The 21,442-nt window shown below is 46.3% G+C and carries 22 protein-coding genes; 6 read left to right on the top strand and 16 right to left on the bottom strand.

Annotated features, from left to right (window positions below; translation table 11 throughout):
- A complete protein-coding gene (locus IEN92_RS06155) occupies positions 1–351 on the bottom strand; it encodes an RnfH family protein (protein ID WP_215375825.1) in 351 nt (116 codons plus the stop codon).
- Positions 344–775, bottom strand: coding sequence for a type II toxin-antitoxin system RatA family toxin (locus IEN92_RS06150; RefSeq protein WP_215375822.1), 432 nt, complete (start codon positions 773–775; stop codon positions 344–346). The genes IEN92_RS06155 and IEN92_RS06150 overlap by 8 nt, the downstream gene beginning before the upstream one ends.
- A gap of 25 nt (positions 776–800) precedes the next feature.
- Here IEN92_RS06150 and smpB point away from each other — a divergent pair, with 25 nt between their 5' ends.
- From smpB to IEN92_RS06125, 5 genes are all read left to right on the top strand, one after another.
- The gene (smpB, locus tag IEN92_RS06145) at positions 801–1,253 is read left to right on the top strand and encodes an SsrA-binding protein SmpB (RefSeq protein WP_215375820.1); all 453 of its coding nucleotides are present in this window, start codon (positions 801–803) and stop codon (positions 1,251–1,253) included.
- Between the two features lie 141 nt (positions 1,254–1,394).
- Positions 1,395–2,807 (top strand): circularly permuted type 2 ATP-grasp protein, encoded by a 1,413-nt coding sequence (locus tag IEN92_RS06140; RefSeq protein WP_215375817.1) that lies wholly within the window; start codon positions 1,395–1,397, stop codon positions 2,805–2,807.
- A 17-nt stretch (positions 2,808–2,824) separates the two neighbouring features.
- Positions 2,825–3,802 carry an alpha-E domain-containing protein gene (locus IEN92_RS06135; RefSeq protein WP_216161600.1) on the top strand — a complete coding sequence of 326 codons (978 nt, stop codon included), beginning with the start codon at positions 2,825–2,827 and terminating at the stop codon, positions 3,800–3,802.
- A 15-nt stretch (positions 3,803–3,817) separates the two neighbouring features.
- Positions 3,818–4,618: a transglutaminase family protein gene (locus tag IEN92_RS06130; protein ID WP_215375811.1), complete on the top strand. Its 801-nt coding sequence runs from the start codon at positions 3,818–3,820 to the stop codon at positions 4,616–4,618.
- 61 nt (positions 4,619–4,679) lie between these two features.
- Entirely contained in the window at positions 4,680–5,579 is a 900-nt protein-coding gene (locus IEN92_RS06125; RefSeq protein ID WP_215375808.1) for a peptidase, read from the top strand.
- A gap of 59 nt (positions 5,580–5,638) precedes the next feature.
- Here the strand turns inward: IEN92_RS06125 and ppsA are convergent, their stop codons facing one another.
- Positions 5,639–8,044 (bottom strand): phosphoenolpyruvate synthase, encoded by a 2,406-nt coding sequence (gene ppsA / locus IEN92_RS06120; RefSeq protein WP_216161597.1) that lies wholly within the window; start codon positions 8,042–8,044, stop codon positions 5,639–5,641.
- Positions 8,045–8,150: 106 nt separating this feature from the next.
- Between ppsA and IEN92_RS06115 the strand changes: the two genes are divergently transcribed.
- Positions 8,151–8,978 carry a pyruvate, water dikinase regulatory protein gene (locus IEN92_RS06115; protein WP_215375802.1) on the top strand — a complete coding sequence of 276 codons (828 nt, stop codon included), beginning with the start codon at positions 8,151–8,153 and terminating at the stop codon, positions 8,976–8,978.
- A 16-nt stretch (positions 8,979–8,994) separates the two neighbouring features.
- Here IEN92_RS06115 and IEN92_RS06110 read toward each other — a convergent pair whose 3' ends face one another.
- Genes IEN92_RS06110 through frr form a run of 13 tightly spaced genes read right to left on the bottom strand, consistent with a single transcriptional unit; the run spans position 8,995 to position 21,431 of the window.
- On the bottom strand, positions 8,995–9,819 hold the full coding sequence (locus tag IEN92_RS06110; protein ID WP_216161594.1) for an RNA methyltransferase: 825 nt from the start codon (positions 9,817–9,819) through the stop codon (positions 8,995–8,997).
- A gap of 3 nt (positions 9,820–9,822) precedes the next feature.
- Entirely contained in the window at positions 9,823–10,416 is a 594-nt protein-coding gene (rnhB, locus tag IEN92_RS06105) for a ribonuclease HII (RefSeq protein ID WP_216161591.1), read from the bottom strand.
- Positions 10,413–11,618 carry a lipid-A-disaccharide synthase gene (gene lpxB / locus IEN92_RS06100; protein WP_216161588.1) on the bottom strand — a complete coding sequence of 402 codons (1,206 nt, stop codon included), beginning with the start codon at positions 11,616–11,618 and terminating at the stop codon, positions 10,413–10,415. Before lpxB ends, rnhB begins: the two co-directional genes overlap by 4 nt.
- 8 nt (positions 11,619–11,626) lie before the next feature.
- Entirely contained in the window at positions 11,627–12,424 is a 798-nt protein-coding gene (lpxA, locus tag IEN92_RS06095) for an acyl-ACP--UDP-N-acetylglucosamine O-acyltransferase (protein WP_216162257.1), read from the bottom strand.
- Entirely contained in the window at positions 12,424–12,873 is a 450-nt protein-coding gene (gene fabZ / locus IEN92_RS06090) for a 3-hydroxyacyl-ACP dehydratase FabZ (protein ID WP_215375791.1), read from the bottom strand. The genes lpxA and fabZ overlap by 1 nt, the downstream gene beginning before the upstream one ends.
- 48 nt (positions 12,874–12,921) lie before the next feature.
- Positions 12,922–13,980, bottom strand: coding sequence for a UDP-3-O-(3-hydroxymyristoyl)glucosamine N-acyltransferase (gene lpxD / locus IEN92_RS06085; protein ID WP_216161585.1), 1,059 nt, complete (start codon positions 13,978–13,980; stop codon positions 12,922–12,924).
- 5 nt (positions 13,981–13,985) lie between these two features.
- Positions 13,986–14,513, bottom strand: a complete 528-nt coding sequence (locus tag IEN92_RS06080; protein WP_216161582.1) for an OmpH family outer membrane protein — start codon at positions 14,511–14,513, stop codon at positions 13,986–13,988.
- Between the two features lie 17 nt (positions 14,514–14,530).
- Positions 14,531–16,873: an outer membrane protein assembly factor BamA gene (gene bamA / locus IEN92_RS06075; protein WP_370623905.1), complete on the bottom strand. Its 2,343-nt coding sequence runs from the start codon at positions 16,871–16,873 to the stop codon at positions 14,531–14,533.
- A gap of 5 nt (positions 16,874–16,878) precedes the next feature.
- Entirely contained in the window at positions 16,879–18,009 is a 1,131-nt protein-coding gene (locus IEN92_RS06070; protein WP_216161579.1) for a site-2 protease family protein, read from the bottom strand.
- A gap of 8 nt (positions 18,010–18,017) precedes the next feature.
- Positions 18,018–19,208, bottom strand: a complete 1,191-nt coding sequence (ispC, locus tag IEN92_RS06065) for a 1-deoxy-D-xylulose-5-phosphate reductoisomerase (RefSeq protein ID WP_216162253.1) — start codon at positions 19,206–19,208, stop codon at positions 18,018–18,020.
- Between the two features lie 5 nt (positions 19,209–19,213).
- Entirely contained in the window at positions 19,214–20,041 is an 828-nt protein-coding gene (locus tag IEN92_RS06060; protein ID WP_216161576.1) for a phosphatidate cytidylyltransferase, read from the bottom strand.
- A 29-nt stretch (positions 20,042–20,070) separates the two neighbouring features.
- Positions 20,071–20,844 (bottom strand): polyprenyl diphosphate synthase, encoded by a 774-nt coding sequence (gene uppS, locus IEN92_RS06055; RefSeq protein WP_215375775.1) that lies wholly within the window; start codon positions 20,842–20,844, stop codon positions 20,071–20,073.
- Between the two features lie 26 nt (positions 20,845–20,870).
- Positions 20,871–21,431 (bottom strand): ribosome recycling factor, encoded by a 561-nt coding sequence (frr, locus tag IEN92_RS06050; protein WP_215375772.1) that lies wholly within the window; start codon positions 21,429–21,431, stop codon positions 20,871–20,873.
- Positions 21,432–21,442: the final 11 nt, after the last annotated feature.

Genomic DNA, 21,442 nt, shown 5'->3' with positions numbered 1-21,442 from the left:
TTATAGCCTCCTAGCCTTTCTTTTGGCTGCGGCAGCCTGGAATTTGGCATCCTGACTCTGATTCGCCTTCTTCCGCCGGACGGTCTTTGGGTCTATTAGCAGCGGAGAATAGAGCTCCAAGCGATCTCCAGAGTAAATGGGGCTATCCCAATCCTTGCGCTTGCCAAAGACCCCAAAACTGCCCTTTCTGGATAAGACTGGATCATCCTCACCTGTCGCAATTCCTGCATGAACGAGCGCAAGCCCCACAGTAGGCAACTCATCCTCATTCATTTGCAGTTGAATTGGCCTCATGACAGGCTCACCCTGCCTTGCATCACATAGCAAGAGATCCAAGGTTTGCTTAGCCATAGAGCTCTTCAGCGCGCTTCACAAAGCAATCGACAAAGGTGCCGGCAATATGGCCAAAGACAGGGCCAATGATCTTATCCAGAATGGCGCTCTTGAATTCCCAATGGAGCTTAAATTCCACCTTACAGGCATCCTCCCTTAAGGGGATGAAATTCCACTGTCCTGAAAAATGCTTGAAAGGGCCGTCTACAAAGACCATATCGATTGTTTCTGGGCGGTGATTGATGTTGCGAGTATGAAAAAACTGGGTAATACCCTTGAACTGAATATTAATTTTGGCGTCCAGAACAGTCTCAGTCTGCTCAAAGATTTCTACACCGCCGCACCAAGGCAAAAACTCGGGGTAACGCGCCACATCGGTCACCAAGCCATACATGCGGTCGGCTGATTGGCCAATTAAAACGGTCTTATAGACGTCTGCCATAATCGATCTTGGAAGCTAAATAACTATGAGTATCGTCGATAACAAAAAAGCCTTCTTCGATTATTTTATCGAGGAGCGATTCGAGGCAGGGCTTGTGCTGGAAGGCTGGGAAGTCAAAGCCATCCGTGCAGGTCGCGTGCACGTCAAAGAAGCGTATGTCGTCATTCGCCAGGCGGAGCTTTTCCTGATTGGCTGCCACATTACCCCACTGCTCTCAGCCTCCACCCATATTGTTCCGGACAGTACCCGTACACGAAAATTACTCCTGAATGCAATTGAGATTCGCAAACTCATCGGCAAGGTTGAACAAAAGGGCTATACCCTGGTACCACTCAATCTGCACTTCTCGAAGGGTAATGTGAAGTGCGAAATTGGGCTGGCCAGGGGCAAGAAGCAACATGACAAACGTGCCGCCACCAAAGAACGGGAATGGGAAGTTCAAAAAGGACGTATCGCCAGAGGTGATCTCAACGGTTAAATCTGCCAAAAGTGCAGTAGACTGAGCGCCAAGGGAAATTTCTGACTCCCTGAGCATTTATGCACTAATAAGGTGCAATATAGCACCAAGCTGCTTCAAATCCGCCCAACAGAATGTTTTAAAGGCTTTAGTTTTATAGCTATGAAATTGCCTTTTGACGAAATGCTCGACGCCGCAGGCAAAGCGCGTCCCCACTACAAAATTTTCCATGAGTGGCTTAAGCAGCAAAGCGACACCCTCATGGGTCTCAAGCGTGCCGAAGCCGATCTTATTTTTAGGCGAGTGGGCATTACCTTCGCTGTTTATGGAGATGACCTTGGCTCCGAAAGAACTATTCCATTTGATCAGGTGCCGCGCATTTTCACTGCGAAAGAATGGGAGCAATTAGAGGCTGGCTTACGTCAACGCGTTAAAGCACTGAACTGCTTTATTTATGACGTGTACCACGATGAAAATATTATCAAGGCAGGTATTGTTCCTGCTGAGCAAATTTTTAACAATGCGCAATATCGACCAGAGATGCGTAACGTCAGCGTGCCACGTGACATCTATGCACAAATTGCTGGTATTGATATTGTGCGAGCAGGTGAAGGTGAGTTCTACGTTCTAGAAGATAACTTGCGGGTTCCCTCAGGTGTGTCATACATGGTAGAAGACCGTAAGATGATGATGCGTCTCTTTCCGGATCTATTTCAAAAATATAGAATTGCTCCCGTAGAGCATTACCCAGATCTTCTTTTGGAATGTTTAAAGTCCGTTAAGCCGGATGATGTTAAGAAGCCCAATGTAGTGGTACTCACACCAGGCATGTATAACTCAGCCTACTTTGAGCATAGCTATCTAGCCCAGCAAATGGGCGTTGAACTTGTTGAAGGCAAGGACTTGTTTGTGAAGAACGAGCAGGTCTTCATGCGCACCACTCAAGGTCCTGAGCGAGTAGATGTAATCTATCGCCGCGTTGATGATGACTTCTTGGATCCATTGGCATTCCGCTCGGATTCCACTTTAGGAGTAGCAGGCTTGCTGTCCGCATATCGTGCGGGCAATGTGACTTTAGCCAATGCCATAGGTACAGGCATTGCCGATGACAAATCTATCTATCCATACGTACCTGAGATGATTGAGTTCTATCTTGGTGAAAAGCCGATTCTGAATAACGTTCCCACTTTCCAGTGTCGCAAGGCAGATGATTTAGCTTACACCCTAGCAAACTTAGAAAAGCTTGTTGTGAAATTAACGCATGGTGCTGGTGGCTACGGGATGCTAGTTGGCCCAGCCTCCACCAAAGCAGAGATAGAAGAATTTAGGGTGCATCTGATTGCAAATCCAGATAAATACATCGCTCAACCGACCTTGGCTCTCTCTACTTGCCCAACATTTGTAGAGTCCGGCGTAGCTCCAAGACATATCGATTTACGACCTTTTGTACTTTCTGGAAAAACCATCAAGATGGTGCCGGGCGGTTTAACAAGGGTAGCCCTCAAAGAAGGTTCTTTAGTAGTGAACTCCTCACAAGGTGGCGGCACTAAAGACACCTGGGTATTAGAAGAGTAAGAGGAATAAGAGCAAACATGTTAAGTCGCACCGCTGATTGTCTTTATTGGATGGCTCGTTACACAGAGCGCGCAGAAAATACTGCGCGCATGTTGGACGTCAACCATCAAACCTCCCTACTTCCTCAGCCTGCTGAGTTCTTAGAACAAAGCTGGAAAAAATTGCTGACGATTTCTAAGTTAGAAGATGCGTTTAACAGTCAATACGATATCGTCAATCGTGAAAATGTCTTAGATTTCATGATCTATGAGACCAGCAATCCTTCCAGCATCGTCTCTTGTCTATTCGCCGCCCGTGAAAATGCGCGCGTTATTCGGGGCAAGATCACCTCTGAAGTATGGGAAACCCAAAATACTACTTGGCTAGAATTGCAACGCATTCTAGAGGCTAGACATCAATCTGATCCCAGTAGATTACTGGAGTGGGTTAAGCACCGTTGCCACCTCTTCAGAGGCGTTCTACATGGCACCATGCTCAAAAATGAAGCTTTCTACTTCATTAATGTGGGCACACTGCTTGAGCGCGCCGACAACACGGCACGTATTTTGGAAACAAAGTACGAAGACCCAGCAACACTGAAAGTTCTCAACCCCGCAAAAGTCTTGGAGGAAGGAACCCATGGAGAGTTCTTTGACTTTTATCACTGGGCAGCATTGTTACGTTCAGTGTCTGCATTCGAGATCTATCGGCAAATCTATTCAGATCAAGTCACGCCTAAACAGGTTGCACAACTCCTGATCTTCAATAAACAAATGCCAAGGTCTTTGGTGTGCTGTGTCAATGAGCTGATTCCTCTGCTCTCTGAAGTGAAAAATCAACAATCTAAAGAGATTGAGCGCCTGCTTGGAAAGCTCAAGGCAAGCCTAGATTTTTCTGACATTGATGAAGTATTTGAACAAGGTTTAGAAGAGTTCATAGAGTCATTCTTAGAGCGCATTAACTATATTGCCGATGAGTTCAGTAGCGCTTACCTCATTCCATTAGCAACTAACTGAGATTTAGCAAAGAATATGCACTTAAAAATTCGGCATCGCACTGAATATCGTTATGAAACCCCTGTCCGCTACTCTATTCAGGAGCTGCGCCTCACTCCGCCCTCCGTAGTGGGCCAGGAGATTAATCGATGGAAAATCAGCACCCCCATTAAAGCTAGCAATTCAACAGATGCCTTTGGTAATCAGTGCAATGTTTTTGTCCAAGAAAGCCCTTACACCTCGATGATGATCGAGGCAGAAGGCGAAGTACATACCCAAGATGCTTTTGAGTTCATTGATGATCCTAAAGCCATATCGCCGTATTACCTGCTTCAGCAAACCCATCTCACTGAACCTACCGAAGAAATGCTGGATTATTTTTCATACAGTCTTCCGAAAAAAAATTCAGTTGATCAAGTACTAAAATTAGCTGAAGCTATTCAGGGGTTGATTACGTATTCACCTGGTCAAACCAACTTTGCAACTACAGCTGCCCAGTCTTTTGCCATGAAATCTGGCGTATGCCAAGATCATGCTCACATCATGCTTGGGTTGTGTCGCGCCTCTAATATTCCAGCCCGCTATGTCAGCGGTTATTTCTTTGCTGAAGAGTCGCCCAATCTAGCGAGTCACGCTTGGATCGACTTTTGCAGTGATCTGGATAAAGGTGTTTGGATTAGCGTAGACATTACCCATGCCTGCCTCATCGATGCTCGCCATATTCGCTTGGCTATTGGTCGGGACTACTACTCAGCAGCCCCAGTAAAAGGGGTGCGTTCTGGCGGTGGCGGTGAAGAACTCAGCGCCAGTATCTCTATTCAACAACTGCCTTCATAGCCGTTTTCGATAATTAAGAGATAATTCCAAGAAATTATTCAAGGCTCTAGGGGATTTTAGTATGACGTATTGCGTTGGACTCTGTTTAAAAGACGGCTTGGTGTTTCTATCGGATACCCGAACAAATGCAGGTGTTGATCAGATCGGCACCTTCAGAAAAATGACTGTCTTCCAAAAAAACAATGATCGTTTTTTTGCATTCATGAGTTCTGGAAATCTAGCAATTACGCAATCTGTCAAAGAAATTCTTCAACAAGGTGAGCTCATTAACGGCAAAAACCTCTGGACCTCCAAGAGCTGCTATGAGGCTGCTGTTGTTGTTGGGGATGCCATTAAAAAAGTCTATGAGCGTGATCACTTGGCTCTTGAACAATCTGGGTTGGAATTCAATTGCAATATGATTTTTGGCGGCCAAGTCAAAGGTGAGAAGCCGCGTCTTTTTAATATCTACTCCGCAGGGAACTTTATTGAAGCGACGCCCGAGACTTGCTACTTTCAGATTGGTGAATCTAAATACGGTAAACCGATTTTGGATCGTGTCTTAAACTTCAGCACCCCCCTTAACTTGGCAACAAAATGTGCCTTGATCTCCATGGACTCGACGCTCAAGAGTAATATTTCTGTGGGCCTACCTTTGGATATGCTGGTCTATGAGAAGAACTCTTTTGTAGCAAGCAAGTTAGTTACCATTGATGACTCCAATCCCTATTTTGCGATGATTCATCGCTCGTGGGGAGAAAAGCTTCGAGAGGCTTTCAATTCGATTGCTGAGCCAAGCTGGAGCGGCGCCAATAAGTCGAGCGACATCTCTATTCCAGCCAAGAAAATGGGGGCCGTACCCATCAATCATCCACCAAGCAAAACCACTCTTGCCAAATCTCGGTTATCTACTAAAACAAGCAAGCCCGCTCAGAAAGTCATAACCAAAAAAGCAACTCCCAAGAAAAAAGTGGGGAAGTAAAACAAAAGGCCTAGATTGAATCTAGGCCTTTTTACATACTGCACTACTGAATGACTTGCTTAGGCCTTTAAGTTCTTACCCAACATTTCCCAGGTTTCTACTACGCTATCTGGGTTCAATGAGATTGATGTAATACCCTTCTCGACTAACCAACGCGCAAAGTCTGGGTGGTCTGATGGGCCTTGGCCACAGATGCCAACATACTTGTTCTGCTTGCGGCAGGCATCAATCGAACGTGCAATCATGAACTCAACTGCAGGATCGCGCTCATCAAAGTCAATAGCCAGCAATTCCATGCCGGAGTCTCGATCTAAGCCCAGGGTTAATTGGGTCATATCGTTAGATCCAATGGAGAAGCCATCAAAGTACTCCAGAAATTGATCGGCCAAGATAGCATTCGACGGAATCTCACACATCATGATGAGGCGAAGACCATTAACGCCACGCTTGAGACCAAACTTCTCCATCATATCGATGACACGTTTCGCCTGATTAATAGTGCGTACGAATGGCACCATAATCTCGACATTATCCAAGCCCATGTCCTCACGAACACGCTTCATTGCGGCACACTCCAGAGCAAAAGCCTCACCAAAATCCTCAGAAACGTAGCGTGATGCACCACGGAAACCAAGCATTGGGTTCTCTTCATCCGGCTCATAGCGTGATCCACCAATCAATTTCTTGTATTCGTTGGATTTGAAGTCAGACAAACGCACGATCACAGGCTTTGGATAGAAAGCGGCAGCAATTGTTGCCACGCCCTCAACCAGCTTATCTTCATAAAACTGTCGTGGGCTTGCATAACCGCGAGCAACACTCTCAACAGCACGTTTGAGGTCTGGATCAATATTCGGATATTCCAACACAGCACGTGGATGCACGCCAATGTAGTTATTGATAATGAACTCAAGACGAGCAAGACCAACACCTGCATTCGGAATTTGACAGAAATCAAAAGCCAGCTGAGGATTGCCAATATTCATAGTGATCTTTACCGGAATCTCAGGCAATACACCACGAGATACTTCGGTTACCTCCATCTCGATCAGACCATCATAAATATGACCCTCATCACCCTCCGCACAAGAAACCGTCACCATCATGCCATCTTGCAATTGATCAGTAGCGTCACCGCAGCCGACTACCGCAGGTACGCCTAATTCACGAGCAATAATCGCTGCATGACAAGTGCGGCCACCACGATTAGTCACAATCGCAGAAGCACGCTTCATAACTGGCTCCCAGTTCGGATCTGTCATATCAGCTACCAATACATCGCCGGGCTGAACTCGATCCATCTCGCTTGGATCACGAATAATGCGCACTGGACCTGCACCAATTTTTTGACCAATTGCGCGGCCCTTAGCTAGCACCTTAGAGCTACCCTTAAGCTTGTAACGCATCTCCGCTTGACCAGCCGCTTGACTCTTTACCGTCTCAGGACGAGCTTGAAGAATATAAATACGGCCATCTTGACCATCCTTACCCCACTCGATATCCATTGGACGACCATAGTGTTTTTCGATAATGACAGCGTACTTAGCTAACTCAGTGATATCTGCATCTTCCAAAGAAAAGCGATTGCGTTTTTCTGGGGTGACGTCTACTGTTTGCACTTTCTCAGCAGAACCTTTGGGCGCAAATTGCATTTGAATGAGCTTAGAACCCAATGAGCGGCGAATAATGGCCTTCTTATCTTGCGCTAATGTTGTTTTGAATACATAAAACTCATCCGGATTTACGGCACCCTGCACTACAGTCTCACCCAAGCCATAGCTAGAGGTGATGAAAACTACATCGTCGAAACCAGATTCAGTATCCAAGGTGAACATTACCCCTGCGGCGCCCAGATCAGAGCGCACCATTCGCTGAATACCGGCCGATAAAGCAACTTCAGCATGGGCAAAACCCTTGTGTACGCGGTAGGAGATGGCGCGATCGTTATATAGCGATGCGAAGACTTCACGAATCTTCTTCAGGACATCCTCAATACCTTCCACATTCAGGAAGGTCTCCTGCTGTCCAGCAAATGAAGCGTCTGGCAAGTCTTCTGCGGTAGCAGACGAACGTACAGCAAAAGAACCTTTACCGGAATCATCCAATACAGCAAATGCTTTACGAATTTCTTCTTCTAATTTAGGTTGAAACGGTGCAGTCTCAATCCAATGACGAATCTCGGCACCAGCCTCAGCAAGTGCACGCACGTCATCAATATTTAAACCCTCTAAACGCTGTTGAATGCGCTCAGTGAGATTGTTGTGCTGTAGAAAATCACGGAATGCCAATGCTGTTGTAGCAAAACCCGTTGGCACCCGAACTCCTGTAGAAGCCAACTGAGAAATCATTTCACCTAGTGATGCATTCTTACCGCCGACTGACTCTACATCTGTCATCCGAAGCTGCTCAAACGGTAAAACATAGGCATCTGCCATGCTGCTATTTTGTTGCTGTTGGTTGGACATAAAATACTCTCAAAAGATAAAGAAACTGGTCAAGCGGCCGCTCAAAATGGGGCATACTTCAATAAACCCTATTGTAGTGCTGACCCTGACCCTTTAGGCCAAATCCATGTCTACCGAAACCCGCATTGTTTTTATTGTTTCTGATGGTACCGGCATCACCGCCGAGAACTTCAGCCAGTCAATTTTGGCCCAATTTGAGGCCAGTTTTAAGCATATTCGGATCCCGTTTGTCGATAGCGTCGATAAGGCCCATGAGGCCGTGAGTAGCATCAACCAGGCCTTCAGTAAATATGGGGTACAACCGATTGTTTTCACCACTTTGGTGAACGTTGAACTCAATTCCATCGTTGCCAAAGCCAATGGGCTGATCCTGGATATGTTCCAGACTTTTGTGGCGCCCCTCGAGGCCGCCCTGGGCATGAAATCAACCCATGCCATGAACCGCCTGCACCACAATGCAGATACCAAGGCCTATAAAAACCGGATTGAGGCCATTAATTATTCCCTAGCCCACGATGACGGGCAGTCAAACCAAAACCTAGCCGAGGCTGACGTCATTCTGATTGGGATCTCACGGGTTGGTAAAACTCCAACTAGCCTGTACTTGGCAATGCAATACGGCTTGAAAGCGGCGAACTATCCGCTGATTCCAGAGGACTTCGAGCGTGGCCAACTACCAAAAGATCTGGTTCCCTACCGCCAAAAGATCTTTGGCTTGATGATTGATGCCGAGCGGCTATCAGAAATTCGGAATGAGCGGCGCCCAGGGAGCAATTACGCCAAGCTCGAGAACTGTCGCTATGAAATTAATGAAGCTACAGCAATGATGAAAAAACAATCTATTCCTTGGGTCTTAACCACCAGCAAATCGATTGAAGAAATCGCCACCACTGTTTTGCAGGCGATTAAATCGGATAGAACGATTCTGGGTTAAATCAGGTCAGGGGGATTTAGCTACGTCTGACCCTCATCGTCTCAAATAAGCAGACCGCTGCTGCAGTTGAAACATTGAGAGACTCTACTCTAGGGTCAATCGGAATCGATACCCCCTTAGCTTGAGCAAGTAGGTCTAGTGATACGCCCTGCCCCTCACTACCCATGATCCATGCAACCGGATGAAGCAGCTCTTTCTTGAGGGAAAAAAGGTCTTGCTCTGCATCAGCTGTTGCCGCAAGTAAAGGTGCAGTTACCGCACTCAACACTTGCTGATTTGACCAGCCCTCATATAAATCTAGTAAGCGATGCGCCCCCATACCAGCACGTAACACCTTGCTTGACCAGATATGCGCGCAACCCGATAAGGCTATCACTTGAGTAAAACCCGCAGCTGCGGCAGTTCGTAGAATAGAACCCAGATTTCCTGCATCTTGGATGCGATCTAAGATCACAACATCACCGCTAAAAGTGTTAACCGATTGTGGAGGCGTTAAACATGATTTAGGCAAATCCAATAAGCCAGCAATATGCGGGGCATTGACTAAATCGCTCAGTAAATCCCAAAGCGCGCTATCCAATTGATATACCTTAGTATCGGGACAAATTTCTAAATGCTCATAGACCGCTACGGAGATCTCGGTATTTTGCAAGCCCACTTCAGAAGTCAGTAAAGTTTTCAGGGCTGGGTCACCAACCCAGGTTTGCACCAAATGAATGCCTTCTAATAAGGCTTGTCCGCTAGCTATCCTGGTCTTCTGACCTTTTGCTCCAGTAGCTTGTAAGAGTCGAATCTCCTTCAATAAAGGATTCTCTTTGGAGGTGATTAGATCGAAGTTCATTACTTAGTGGGTTTGTAACTCAAGCACTTTTCTTACAGGAGAAAAACTTTTACGATGCTCTTCGCAAGCGCCATATTCTTTTAATGCAGCAAAGTGGGCTTCAGTTGGATAACCCATATGCTGGGCAAAGCCATAATGGGGATGACGTTCATGCAAGATTTGCATTTGACGATCGCGCGTCACTTTGGCCAAGATAGAGGCTGCGGAAATTGCCGGCTCCTTTGCATCTCCTTTGATAATTGCTTCTGCAGCAATCGGCAGTTCGGGGCAACGATTACCATCAATCAGCGCTTTATTTGGCCAACTACCCATACGGGTTGCAAGATCTTCAACTGCTCTTCGCATAGCCAGCATAGTGGCCTGCAAAATATTCATATGATCAATTTCTGCTGGGCTGGCTTGACCGATACCCCAAGCTTTTGCCTTCTCCATGATTTGTTCATAGAGGTATTCTCGGCGTGCGGCTGATAATTTTTTAGAATCCCTCAGGCCCTCGATAGGATTTTCTGGATCAAGCACTACCGCGCCAGCTACTACAGCGCCAACGAGCGGACCACGCCCTGCCTCATCTACCCCGCAAACCCAAATAATGCTCATGGATTTACTCGCTGTTTCCGATGATTGCTAATCGTCTGCGCAACTGCTTGGGCAACCAATATGCCTGTTGGTCGGCGTAAGGTTTCATGCATTTGAGTAAAACGGGATTTCAGCTCAGCAACCTGATTCGGATGCTCTAGCCAATCTTGTATTGCATTAGCCAATTTTTCGGGTGTAGCGTCATCTTGCAATAACTCGGGTACAACAAACTCACCACACAGAATATTAGGCAAGCCCACATACGGTAAATAACCTTGACGTTTCATAATTTGAGCAGTGAGCCAAGGTACCTTATAGGAAATCACCATGGGTTTTTTCCATAAGGCCGCTTGTAAGGTTGCCGTACCGCTGGCAATCAAAACAACGTCGGATGCCTCCAAAACCTCATCTGCCATGCCATCGAGCAAATGAATGTCAATATCAGGATTATGCATTTTGGCTTTAAGGAGCAGACTCTCAAGTGGTGCACGCAGTCTTGGCGTTGCAATTGGAATGAGAAAGTGTAGCTTTTGCCCTTTGAGCTTCTTGCAAAGTAATTGCATGGTGTCAAAAAAAACAGGTGCAATAAGCTCAATCTCAGAGCTACGACTACCTGGCAATACGGCAATCACTACTCCGTCAAAAGAATGCCTAGGAATCTTTAATTGTTGTTCGAGTTTTTCTCTAGCTTGATTAGCATTGGGCTCAAGCGGAATATCACTGGCCAACGGATGGCCTACATATGTAGAGGCGATTCCTGCACGATCGTAGATTTCAGTTTCGAAAGGGAAAATACACAGCACTCGATCAACTGCTTGCGCAATTTTCTTGATGCGGTTTCCCCGCCAAGCCCAAATCGATGGTGATACTAGATGCAAAGTAGGAATACCCGCCTTACGCAGATGATGCTCTACCCCTAAATTGAAATCTGGCGCATCAATTCCCAAGTAAACATCAGGGCGACCTTCGTGCGTCAGATTTTGAATGAGTTCTTTACGAAGTTTTAGGATTGCAGGCAGTTGCTGGATTGCTTCAACGTAGCCCCGAACACTCAAAGTTTCCATCGGCCAATTCGAGCGCATACCTTCAGCCTGCATTCTGGGCCCACCAATGCCGTAGACCTCGAGACCTGCCATATCTGGGATTTGATTTAAGGCGCTTAGGACCGGTGCCGCAAGCAAATCGCCAGAGGGTTCACCAGCAACACACGCTAACTTAGGCAAAGCAGACCTTAGCGAATAATGCCGCGTGTAGAGGCGGCAATAAAGTCATGAAACTGTGTCAGTTTTTCTACTGTCATGGCATCTGCTGCGCTTGCCACAATCATGTTTTGGATTTCTACTTTAGCCTCTTCAAAACTCAGGCCGTCTTTGTAGAGAACCTTATAAGCCTGACGCAAAGCGGTAATGGTTTCACTGGAGAAACCCCTGCGTTTGAGGCCTTCCACATTAATTCCATGGGGAGAAGCTTTGTCACCTGCCGCAATCACAAATGGGGGAATGTCTTGCACCAGTGCAGAAGCACCGCCAAGCATTGCATGCTGTCCAATACGCACAAATTGATGCACGCCCGACATACCACCCATAATCGCCCAATCATTGACTTCAACATGTCCAGCAATTTGTGCGTTACTAGAAAAAATCGTGTGACTACCAACCTGACAGTCGTGCGCAATATGAACGTAAGCCATGATCCAGTTGTCATTACCTATGCGGGTAATGCCTTCGTCTTGAGCCGTGCCCGTATGGATCGTTGTGAACTCTCGAATGGTATTGCGATCGCCAATAATGAGTTGCGTTGGCTCGCCACGGTATTTCATATCCTGGGGAGCACCGCCAATTGCAGCAAAATGCGCAAAGTTGTTTTCCTTCCCAATAGTTGTATGGCCTTCGATTACGGTATGCGAGCCAACTTTGGAGCCAGCACCAATTTTGACATTCGGTCCAATGACTGAATAAGGGCCAATCTCAACATCACTAGCTAACTCAGCTTTGCTATCAACTACTGCAGATGCATGAATTCGAGTCATCATGCCCCTTTCGTACGCACCGCACAGGTGATATTTGCTTCAGCAGCTATCTCGCCATCAACAGTTGCTTGTACTGCAAACTTATAGATACCTGCGCGCCCACGCTCCAAAGTCGCAGTCATGATGAGCTGATCGCCAGGCAGTACCGGTTTTTTAAAACGTGCGCCATCAATACCTGCAAAGTAATAGATTGACCCTTCAGGACGCTCTTCTGAAAAAGTCAGCAAGGCCGCTGTTTGAGCCAAAGCTTCAATAATGAGAACGCCAGGCATGACTGGAAAATCTGGAAAATGGCCCTGAAAAAATGGCTCGTTCATTGTGACATTCTTCAAGGCGGTGATACTGACTTGTGGCGTGATCTCAAGCACACGATCTACCAACAAAAATGGGTAGCGATGGGGCAATAATTTCAGAATCTTATTGATATCAATCGCATTGGCTGTACTCATAAATTACCCACTAAAAAATTGTTATTTAATTACCAAAGAGCCTTAGGCTCAGCTCTTGTTCTTATCCAATAAACGCAAGCGCTGACGTATTTTATCTAGGCCACGCAAAATAGCGGCATTTTTCTCCCAAGCGCTATGGAGCATAGAGGGATAGACCCCCGTGAAGTGTTGGCCAGGCTCGGTAATGGAGCGAATAATCGAGGTATTACCGGAAACGGTAGTTCTATCGGCAATCGTCAGGTGACCTGCAAAATTGGCTGCGCCACCGATGATGCAAAAGTTACCGATCTTAGTGCTGCCCGAGATGGCCGCACATCCAGCAATCACACAGCAATGACCAACCGTAACGTTATGTGCAATTTGCACTTGATTATCAATTTTGGTCCCAGAACCAATCACAGTATTACTCATCGCACCCCGATCGATCGAAGTGGACGCACCAACTTCTACATCATCGCCAATCACCACTGCGCCAGTTTGCGGAATCTTCACCCACTCACCACCGGCTGCAGAAAAGTCAGGTGCAAAACCGAATCCATCAGCACCAATCACTGCTCCACTATGAATAATGCAGCGCTCTCCTATTTGCGTGCCGTGGTAAATCGAGACATTCGGATAAATCAAAGTATCACTTGCAATCTTAGCGCCTGAAGCAACACTAGTATTTCCCAAAATTGCTACGCGCTCACCCAACTGGACGCCTGCACTGATTTGTACAAAGGGACCAATATGACAAGTAACAGGTACTTTCACACTGGGGTCAATGACTGCGCTCGGATGAATGCCTGGCGCATAAATGGGTGCACTTACTTTTGCAAAATACTGAGCCATTCTGGCAAAAGTTGCATAGGGATTTTTGGCAACAAAATAAACGCGTTTAATGGCGCTGGCGCTTGGATTTTGATTGAGATGGTCAAGGTCCGCTTGACTCAGGATTAAGGCGCCAGCAGAACTCTCACTAGCCTGTAAGCGATAAAGCGGATTGGATAAAAAGGAGATTTGATTGGCTTGCGCTTGCTCTAGGGGCGCAAGACCCGAAAAAACGGAGGAAGCCTCCCCCACCAAGCTTGCTTGAAACTGTTCGGCCAGCTCGATGGCGGTGGGCATAAAACTTACTTGAGACTATTCAAAGCCTTGATGACATCATCAGTTACATCAGCTTTAGGGCTAACATAAGCCGCTTCTTGCACAATGACATCAATTTTTCTTTGTTCAGCTATTTGACGTAACACTAAGTTTGCTTTTTCAGCAATCTTAGCGCGCTCTTCAAATGTACGCTGATTTAGATCTTCGGTAAATTCACGTTGTTTGCGTTGCAGTTCGCGATCTTGGTCAGCCAATTCACGTTGGCGACGAACTCGTTCAGCCTCATTCATCACCGCAGCATCACGATCCAATTTTTCTGCAGCTGTCTTAATTTTTAGAGCGCTGTCACGCAAATCATTTTGTCGCTTAGTAAATTCGTTCTGCAAACGTGTCTGCATTGCTTTGGCGAGGTTGGACTCATTAAAAACTTTTTCAGAGTTGACAACTGCTACCCGAGTTCCTGCATCTTGAGCAAATGCTTGAGTTGCGGAAAAAGTTGCAAGCACTGCAACTAAGCTTAACTGAATCCATTTTGAAGATAGAGAGCACTTCATAAACATTCCTTCTGTAATTAAAACGCAGTACCCACTTGGAACTGTAACCGCTGAACGTTAGCTGTTGGAGCCGCATTGTACGGAATACCATAGCTAAATTTCAGTGGCCCCAATGGTGATATCCATGATATACCCAAACCATATGAGTAATTTAATACAAGATTCATATTCTGTCCGAAAGCATTACCGCCATCGATAAAGGCAAAGGTACGCAAGGTCTTATCAACGCCTGAGCCTGGAACTGGCACGGTGTACTCTACGTTAGCTACGATTTTTGACTGACCACCTGTAGGCTGGTAAGAACCAGTATTGGTATTGTAATAATTTGGGCCCAGTGATCCAGGAGCATAGCCGCGTACGGAGCCAATACCACCTACGTAGTAGTTTTTGGTAATTGGGAAGGGATTATTTCCATAGGCCTGCCCATACCCCACCTCTCCATTAAAAGACAAGATGTTCCCTTTGGAGAAGGAATGATATTTTTGGTACTGACCATATAGGCGATAGAAGGTCATATTCCCAGCAGGTGTCCCTACCTCACCTGACAATTGTTCCAAGGAACCTTCCGATGGAATCAAAGTGCTATCACGACCATCCCGCGCCCAACCCACAGTTAAGGGTACGTTATAAGTAGTTAGCGTGCCAGGATAACCTGGGGCTGCAATACCATAGCTTTGGGCATAATTTAGATAAGGTATCGGAGTGTTGGAAGTGGTTTGAATTTGATAAGCCTCAACTCCCGTTCCAAAGAAAACTCGATCAACCTCGGTGTAGGGCACACCAAATTTAATATTCGAGCCTACAGACTTGATTTGATAGGCAGGATCGCCGACGTAATACAGCGGTTTAGATGAGCGATAGAAAAGATCGGTGTAGCGACTAATCCCATCTTCCGTAAAATATGGATCGTAATTCGAAAGGGCTAAACTCTGATTTACCTTACCCAAAGAAAAATTCAGACCCACTGAAGTGCCCGTTCCAAATGCATTATCTTGGTTGATACCGGCAGATAAAATAAGTTTTTCAGTTGAAGAATATCCGGCGCCAATTGTTAATGCGCCCGTGGGTTTTTCTTTAACTTGTACCTTCACATCCACTTGATCCGGGGATCCAGGCACATCTTCAGTAGTGATATCGGTTTCAGTAAAGTAACCCATTCGACCCAAACGCTTTTTGGAAAGCTCAATCTTATCGCTATCAAACCATGAGCTCTCAAACTGACGGATTTCGCGACGAATCACAATGTCTCGAGTTTTCGCATTCCCAGAAATAGCTACGTTACGTACATAAATACGGCGCCCTGGGTCAATCACAAGGGTAAGATCTACCTCAGCCAAATCACGGCGCACGTCAGGCTGTGGATTGATTGTGGCAAAGGCATAGCCATAAGTTCCTAAGACCTCTGCAATTGCCATGGTACTTTCAGTTAACCGAGCCGAAGAAAAGGTGTCGCCAGATTTCAAAGTTATCAGCTGCATGAACTCAGCCTCTTTACCTAACGTATCGCCAGCTAGGCGTACGTCCTTAACTGTGAACTTCTTGCCTTCGCGGATGCTGATGGTTAGATATACGCCTTTTTTATCGGGAGTAATCGATACTTGCGTGGATTCAATTACAAATTCTAGATAACCGCGGTTTAGGTAGTAGGATCGAATAGTCTCTAAATCCGCTGTCAGCTTTTGTTTGGAATACAAATTATCTTTGCTGTACCAAGACAGCCAGCCGCCAGTCTTCAATTGCATTTCGCCTCTAAGGGTACTCTCGCTGTATACCTCATTACCTATGAAGTTAATCTCTTGAATTTTGGCAACAGGGCCCTCATCCACATTGAAATAAACAGCAACTTGATTTCGCTCTAATGGAGTGACAGTTGCAACCACCTCAGCAGCATAAAGACCCTTACCTACATATTGACGCTTTAATTCTTGCTCTGCTTTATCTATTAAAGCCTTGTCATAGAAGCGAGCCTCGGCAACACCAACCGCCTTCAAAGACTTTCGAACGATTTCTTGGTCAAACTCTTTCATACCCGTAAATTCGATACGAGAAATCGTTGGGCGCTCTTCAATAATCACAATAAGGACATCGCCCTGCGCCTGAATTTGCACGTCTCTAAAAAACCCAGTGCTATATAGGGCCTTAATTGCTTCAGCACCTTTTTCTTCTGTAAAGGTATCGCCAACTTGCACAGGTAAGTAGCTAAATACGGTTCCCGGCTCGACACGCTGTAATCCCTCAACCCGAATATCTTTCACCACAAAGGATTCAGCAGCATAGGAATTCACGCTGCCAAGAACTGCAGCAACAATCAATAAAAGCTGTGCAATTAGGCGAAGGGAGATGCGAGAAGAGGAAGTCAGAAAATTCAAGGCGAAAAATAACGTTGTAAATCATTAAACAAGGCCAGAAGCGATAAAGAAATCAATAACAAAAATCCCCATTTCTGGAACTGTTCCTGCATCGAAATCGATATCCGCTTTCCAGCGACCAACTCCCATGCATCATACAGGAGCTGACCCCCATCGAGCATTGGAAAAGGGAGTAAATTAAGTAAGCCGATGCTAATGCTTATAAGTGCTAAAAAGGCAAAAAATGGCTGCCAGCCCACCTGGACGGATTTACCTGCCATATCAGCAATACTTAAAGGGCCGCCCAGCTGTTTTAGGGAGGTGCTCCCCGTCAATATTCCAGCCATTAGCCTCAAAGAGACCTTGGTTATTAGCCATACCCTTTTAGCCGCAAACTCCGCTGCTTGAATCGGGCCCAATTTGAGCTCAGTCCATTCTGCCAAGGGGGTTGATTTAGGTAAGATGCCCAGACCTAGCATTGGATCTTGCTCGGGGGTGGCATGGGGCAAGTCTGAGGCTTGGAAGCGCATCACAAAATGATCGCCATTTGGGGCTTCCATTTCTAGAGCAAATCCATCACCCCCTGTTAAAGAATCCAGGAGCGTCCAGCGCAGAGTATTCCAGCTAAGAACAGGCTCAAATTCACCAGAAAGGGGCACAGAATTCGATTTAGATAGAGCCTGCCACCCGATAACGCGATCCCCCTCTTTCACCCCCAAACTGGCAGCTACTGAGTTATCTGGTGGGGCCTTAAGGACCGCAGGTAATTGCGGCGCTCCTGAAACATAAATCACGGCAAACAAAATAACTGCCAAGAAAAAGTTTGCAAAGGGGCCGGCGGCCACAATCACAGAACGCTGCCAAAGCGGCTTCTGATCAAAGGCCTCTGACTCATCTGCAGGTGCAATCGTTTGCTGGCGATCTCGACCATCCAATAATTTGACATAGCCCCCTAGAGGGATAGCAGCAATGATCCACTCTGTTTTATTTCGAGCAGTGTATGTGAACAAGGGCTTGCCAAAACCAATTACAAACTTCAAAACGCGGACACCGCATAAGCGAGCCGCGAGGAAATGTCCAAACTCATGAAAGCTCACAAGCACACCTAAGGTAACTAAAAATGCAGCAAGAGTAATTAAAGCCTGCACATTAATTCCTAATGGTTCTTAATGGAGGCTTGCGCATGCTCGCGAGCTACTGCCCTGGCTTGCTCATCAATATCCAAAATCAACTCAATCGAGTCGGCATTTACAGCGGGTATCGCATGCAACACTTTTTCGACGATGGCCGGAATTTGTAAATAAGGTAAGCCCTCATCCAAGAATGCTGCTACCGCAATCTCATTGGCAGCATTGAGTACTGTGGCTGCAGTACCCCCAGCTTTTGCTGCCTCAAATGCTAAAGCTAAACAGGGAAAGCGCTCTAAATCGGGCTCTGCAAAACTCAAAGAAGCCAGTTGGGTCAAACTTAAAGGCGCCACACCGGCATCAATCCGGTCAGGCCAGGCCAGGCCATAAGCAATTGGAGTGCGCATATCGGGTTGACCCAATTGCGCAATCACAGATCCATCGCGATATCGAACCATCGAGTGCACCACACTTTGCGGATGAATCAAAACCTTGATCTTTTCAAGCGGTAAACCAAACAACCAAAATGCTTCAATCAGCTCAAGGCCTTTATTCATCATTGTTGCTGAGTCAACTGAAATCTTTCGACCCATTACCCAGTTTGGATGTGCACAGGCCTGCTCTGGCGTAATCGTATTTAGCTGTTCAAGCGGCGTATTTCTAAAAGGCCCACCTGAGGCGGTTAACCAAAGCTCTTCAACACCTAAATTAGAGTGCGGCGTTTTTGTAAATTGAACTGGAAGGCATTGAAAGATTGCATTGTGCTCGCTGTCAATTGGTAGGAGTTCTCCGCCACCAAGTTTCATGGCTTCCATAAATAAATTGCCAGACATCACCAAAGCTTCTTTATTTGCTAGCAATACTCTTTTGCCAGCCTTAGCTGCAGCCAATGTAGGCACCAGGCCTGCTGCCCCAACAATAGCAGCCATCACCGTATCGCAACCAGACTCTGTAACTGCACTCACCAATGCCTGAGGGCCATACATCACTTGTGTATCAATATTTTGATCGCACAATAACTTTTCGAAACGAGCTGCATCTTCTGCATCAGAAACCACCGCAATCGCAGGACGAAATTCAGCGCATTGCTCGGCCAAACGATCTACTTGTTTACCAGCAGTAAGAGCAACCACTTGAAAGCGGTCAGGATGTGCACGAATGACATCAAGGGTATTAACGCCGATAGATCCGGTCGATCCAAGAATTGCTACCTGACGCACTGACATTAAATAAATCCCGCTAGTAATGCTGCGATGGGCATTGTTGGAATCAAGGCATCCACGCGATCTAAAACACCCCCATGTCCAGGCAATAAGTGGCTACTATCTTTCACACCAGCCAAGCGTTTGAGTTGAGATTCAAATAGGTCGCCAAAGATGCTAAAAGATACTAGCGCAGTGACCATTAAAAACATGGGTACCCAACCAAAGCGAATGGCCCAAGCGCCAAATAAAGTGGAGTCAACTGGTAAATAGATCACGCAAAGTAAAGCGTAGAGATAGCAAAGCAACAGTCCACCAATCGCACCCTCTACTGATTTACCAGGACTAATTTGCACCGCTAACTTACGCTTGCCAAAAGCCTTGCCAACAAAATAGGCGCCAATATCAGCAATCCAAACTAAGGCCATAGAGCTCAATAAAAATACTAAGCCCAGTTCACGTAAAAATACCAACGCAAACCAAGTTGCGGGCAATATGATTAAGCCGAGGACGACGTAGAAAGGACGCAGTCTTTCCAATGAAAGATTCATGCCCCGCGCCAACAGAAAAGGGGCAATAAAAAACCAAAAAAGGACTGCCAAGAGCAACAAGGCAAACTGCCAAGCAGTGTTTTGCATGCCCAATAAAAATAAAATGATCGCTAAACAGAATAAGGCGTAAAGCCAAGCTGCGCGGCTCGCCTCAGGGGCAAGCAATCGACTCCACTCCCATGCGGCAGCTAAGAGAGCAAACAAAAAGAAGGCGCCGATGTACACCGGCGGCAATAAAAATAGTACCGGTAAGAGCACTGCCAATAGAACAAGAGCAGTAATAACTCGGGTTTTTAGCATGGCTGGATACTTTTAATGAGCAACTTGCATCAAACTGCGTCACTCATGACCTGCGATGCAAGTTGAGCACTGGTACGACCAAAACGACGCTCGCGCTGACTAAACCAATCAAACGCCTTATGTAATTCAGCCTCATCAAAATCGGGCCAGAGCACGTCTGTGAAATACAGCTCGGTATACGCTAACTGCCACAGCAAGAAATTACTCACGCGCTGCTCTCCACCGGTCCGAATAAATAAATCCGGCTCTGGAGCATACGCCATCGAAAGATAAGGCTGTAAAAGCTCCTCGGATACCTGTTCTGGCATTAAATTGGGGTTAGCCTCCATGCAGCGACGCATGGCCTGTAGGATATCCCAGCGACCACCATAGTTTGCAGCGATCGTAAAAGTTAAGGCTTTGCATCCTGCAGTCTTTTCTTCAGAAAACTGCACCATCTCTTGAATGGCAGAATCAAAACGGCTCAGATCCCCAATCAAGCGCAAGCAAATATCATTCTCAGCAAGACGTGAAACTTCACCCTTGAGCGATTTCAAAAATAGCTTCATTAAGAAACCAACTTCTTCTGGCGGGCGACGCCAGTTCTCAGAACTGAATGCAAACACCGTTAGATACTCAACGCCAATGCTGCGGCACTCTTGCACAATCTTGCGAACCGCACCCAAACCTTCAGAATGGCCAGCAACCCGAGGCATCATGCGCTTACTTGCCCAGCGACCATTGCCATCCATGATGATTGCCACATGGCGAGGAATAGCGCTGACCTCTGGAATATCCTTAGTGGAACTAATGTGCTGGGTCATAAGAGGCTAAACATTCAATCGGGCGCTTAAACCGTCATGATCTCTTTTTCTTTTTCAGAAATAATCTTATCGATATCGATCACTGCTTTATCTGTCATCTTCTGAATTTCATCCGTTGCACGACGCTCTTCATCCTCAGAAATTTCTTTATCTTTGGTTAAGCGCTTGAGATGCTCATTGGCATCGCGACGTAAATTGCGTACCGCAATCTTAGTATCTTCACCCTCACTCTTCACAACCTTAGTCAATTCACGGCGACGCTCCTCAGTCAGAGCAGGCATTGGCACACGAATGACAGTACCCTGTGATGCGGGGTTCAAACCTAGATCGGAATCGCGAATGGCTTTTTCAACAGCAGCAACCATGGTCTTTTCAAATGGTTGAACGTTAATAGTACGAGCATCTGCGAGACCCAAACTGGCAACTTGGCTCAATGGTGTTGGGTTGCCGTAGTACTCCACCTGAATGTGTTCCAAAATTCCAGGGTTAGCACGTCCAGAACGAATCTTGGCCAAATTGGTTTTCAAAGCCTCAAGAGACTTTTGCATCTTTTGATCGGTATTGTTTTTAATTTCTGCTGCAGACATCAGGCCTCCTA

Source organism: Polynucleobacter sp. MWH-Creno-3A4 (assembly GCF_018881885.1).
Lineage (GTDB): Bacteria > Pseudomonadota > Gammaproteobacteria > Burkholderiales > Burkholderiaceae > Polynucleobacter.
This window is presented reverse-complemented; position numbering and strand designations above follow the sequence as displayed.

Bases quoted from the DNA above. Each gene is read 5' to 3' on its own strand.
- IEN92_RS06155 (WP_215375825.1), bottom strand. From the start codon at position 351: ATGGCTAAGCAAACCTTGGATCTCTTGCTATGTGATGCAAGGCAGGGT.
- IEN92_RS06150 (WP_215375822.1), bottom strand. From the start codon at position 775: ATGGCAGACGTCTATAAGACCGTTTTAATTGGCCAATCAGCCGACCGC.
- smpB (WP_215375820.1), top strand. From the start codon at position 801: ATGAGTATCGTCGATAACAAAAAAGCCTTCTTCGATTATTTTATCGAG.
- IEN92_RS06140 (WP_215375817.1), top strand. From the start codon at position 1,395: ATGAAATTGCCTTTTGACGAAATGCTCGACGCCGCAGGCAAAGCGCGT.
- IEN92_RS06135 (WP_216161600.1), top strand. From the start codon at position 2,825: ATGTTAAGTCGCACCGCTGATTGTCTTTATTGGATGGCTCGTTACACA.
- IEN92_RS06130 (WP_215375811.1), top strand. From the start codon at position 3,818: ATGCACTTAAAAATTCGGCATCGCACTGAATATCGTTATGAAACCCCT.
- IEN92_RS06125 (WP_215375808.1), top strand. From the start codon at position 4,680: ATGACGTATTGCGTTGGACTCTGTTTAAAAGACGGCTTGGTGTTTCTA.
- ppsA (WP_216161597.1), bottom strand. From the start codon at position 8,044: ATGTCCAACCAACAGCAACAAAATAGCAGCATGGCAGATGCCTATGTT.
- IEN92_RS06115 (WP_215375802.1), top strand. From the start codon at position 8,151: ATGTCTACCGAAACCCGCATTGTTTTTATTGTTTCTGATGGTACCGGC.
- IEN92_RS06110 (WP_216161594.1), bottom strand. From the start codon at position 9,819: ATGAACTTCGATCTAATCACCTCCAAAGAGAATCCTTTATTGAAGGAG.
- rnhB (WP_216161591.1), bottom strand. From the start codon at position 10,416: ATGAGCATTATTTGGGTTTGCGGGGTAGATGAGGCAGGGCGTGGTCCG.
- lpxA (WP_216162257.1), bottom strand. From the start codon at position 12,424: ATGACTCGAATTCATGCATCTGCAGTAGTTGATAGCAAAGCTGAGTTA.
- fabZ (WP_215375791.1), bottom strand. From the start codon at position 12,873: ATGAGTACAGCCAATGCGATTGATATCAATAAGATTCTGAAATTATTG.
- lpxD (WP_216161585.1), bottom strand. From the start codon at position 13,980: ATGCCCACCGCCATCGAGCTGGCCGAACAGTTTCAAGCAAGCTTGGTG.
- IEN92_RS06080 (WP_216161582.1), bottom strand. From the start codon at position 14,513: ATGAAGTGCTCTCTATCTTCAAAATGGATTCAGTTAAGCTTAGTTGCA.
- IEN92_RS06060 (WP_216161576.1), bottom strand. From the start codon at position 20,041: ATGCTAAAAACCCGAGTTATTACTGCTCTTGTTCTATTGGCAGTGCTC.
- uppS (WP_215375775.1), bottom strand. From the start codon at position 20,844: ATGACCCAGCACATTAGTTCCACTAAGGATATTCCAGAGGTCAGCGCT.
- frr (WP_215375772.1), bottom strand. From the start codon at position 21,431: ATGTCTGCAGCAGAAATTAAAAACAATACCGATCAAAAGATGCAAAAG.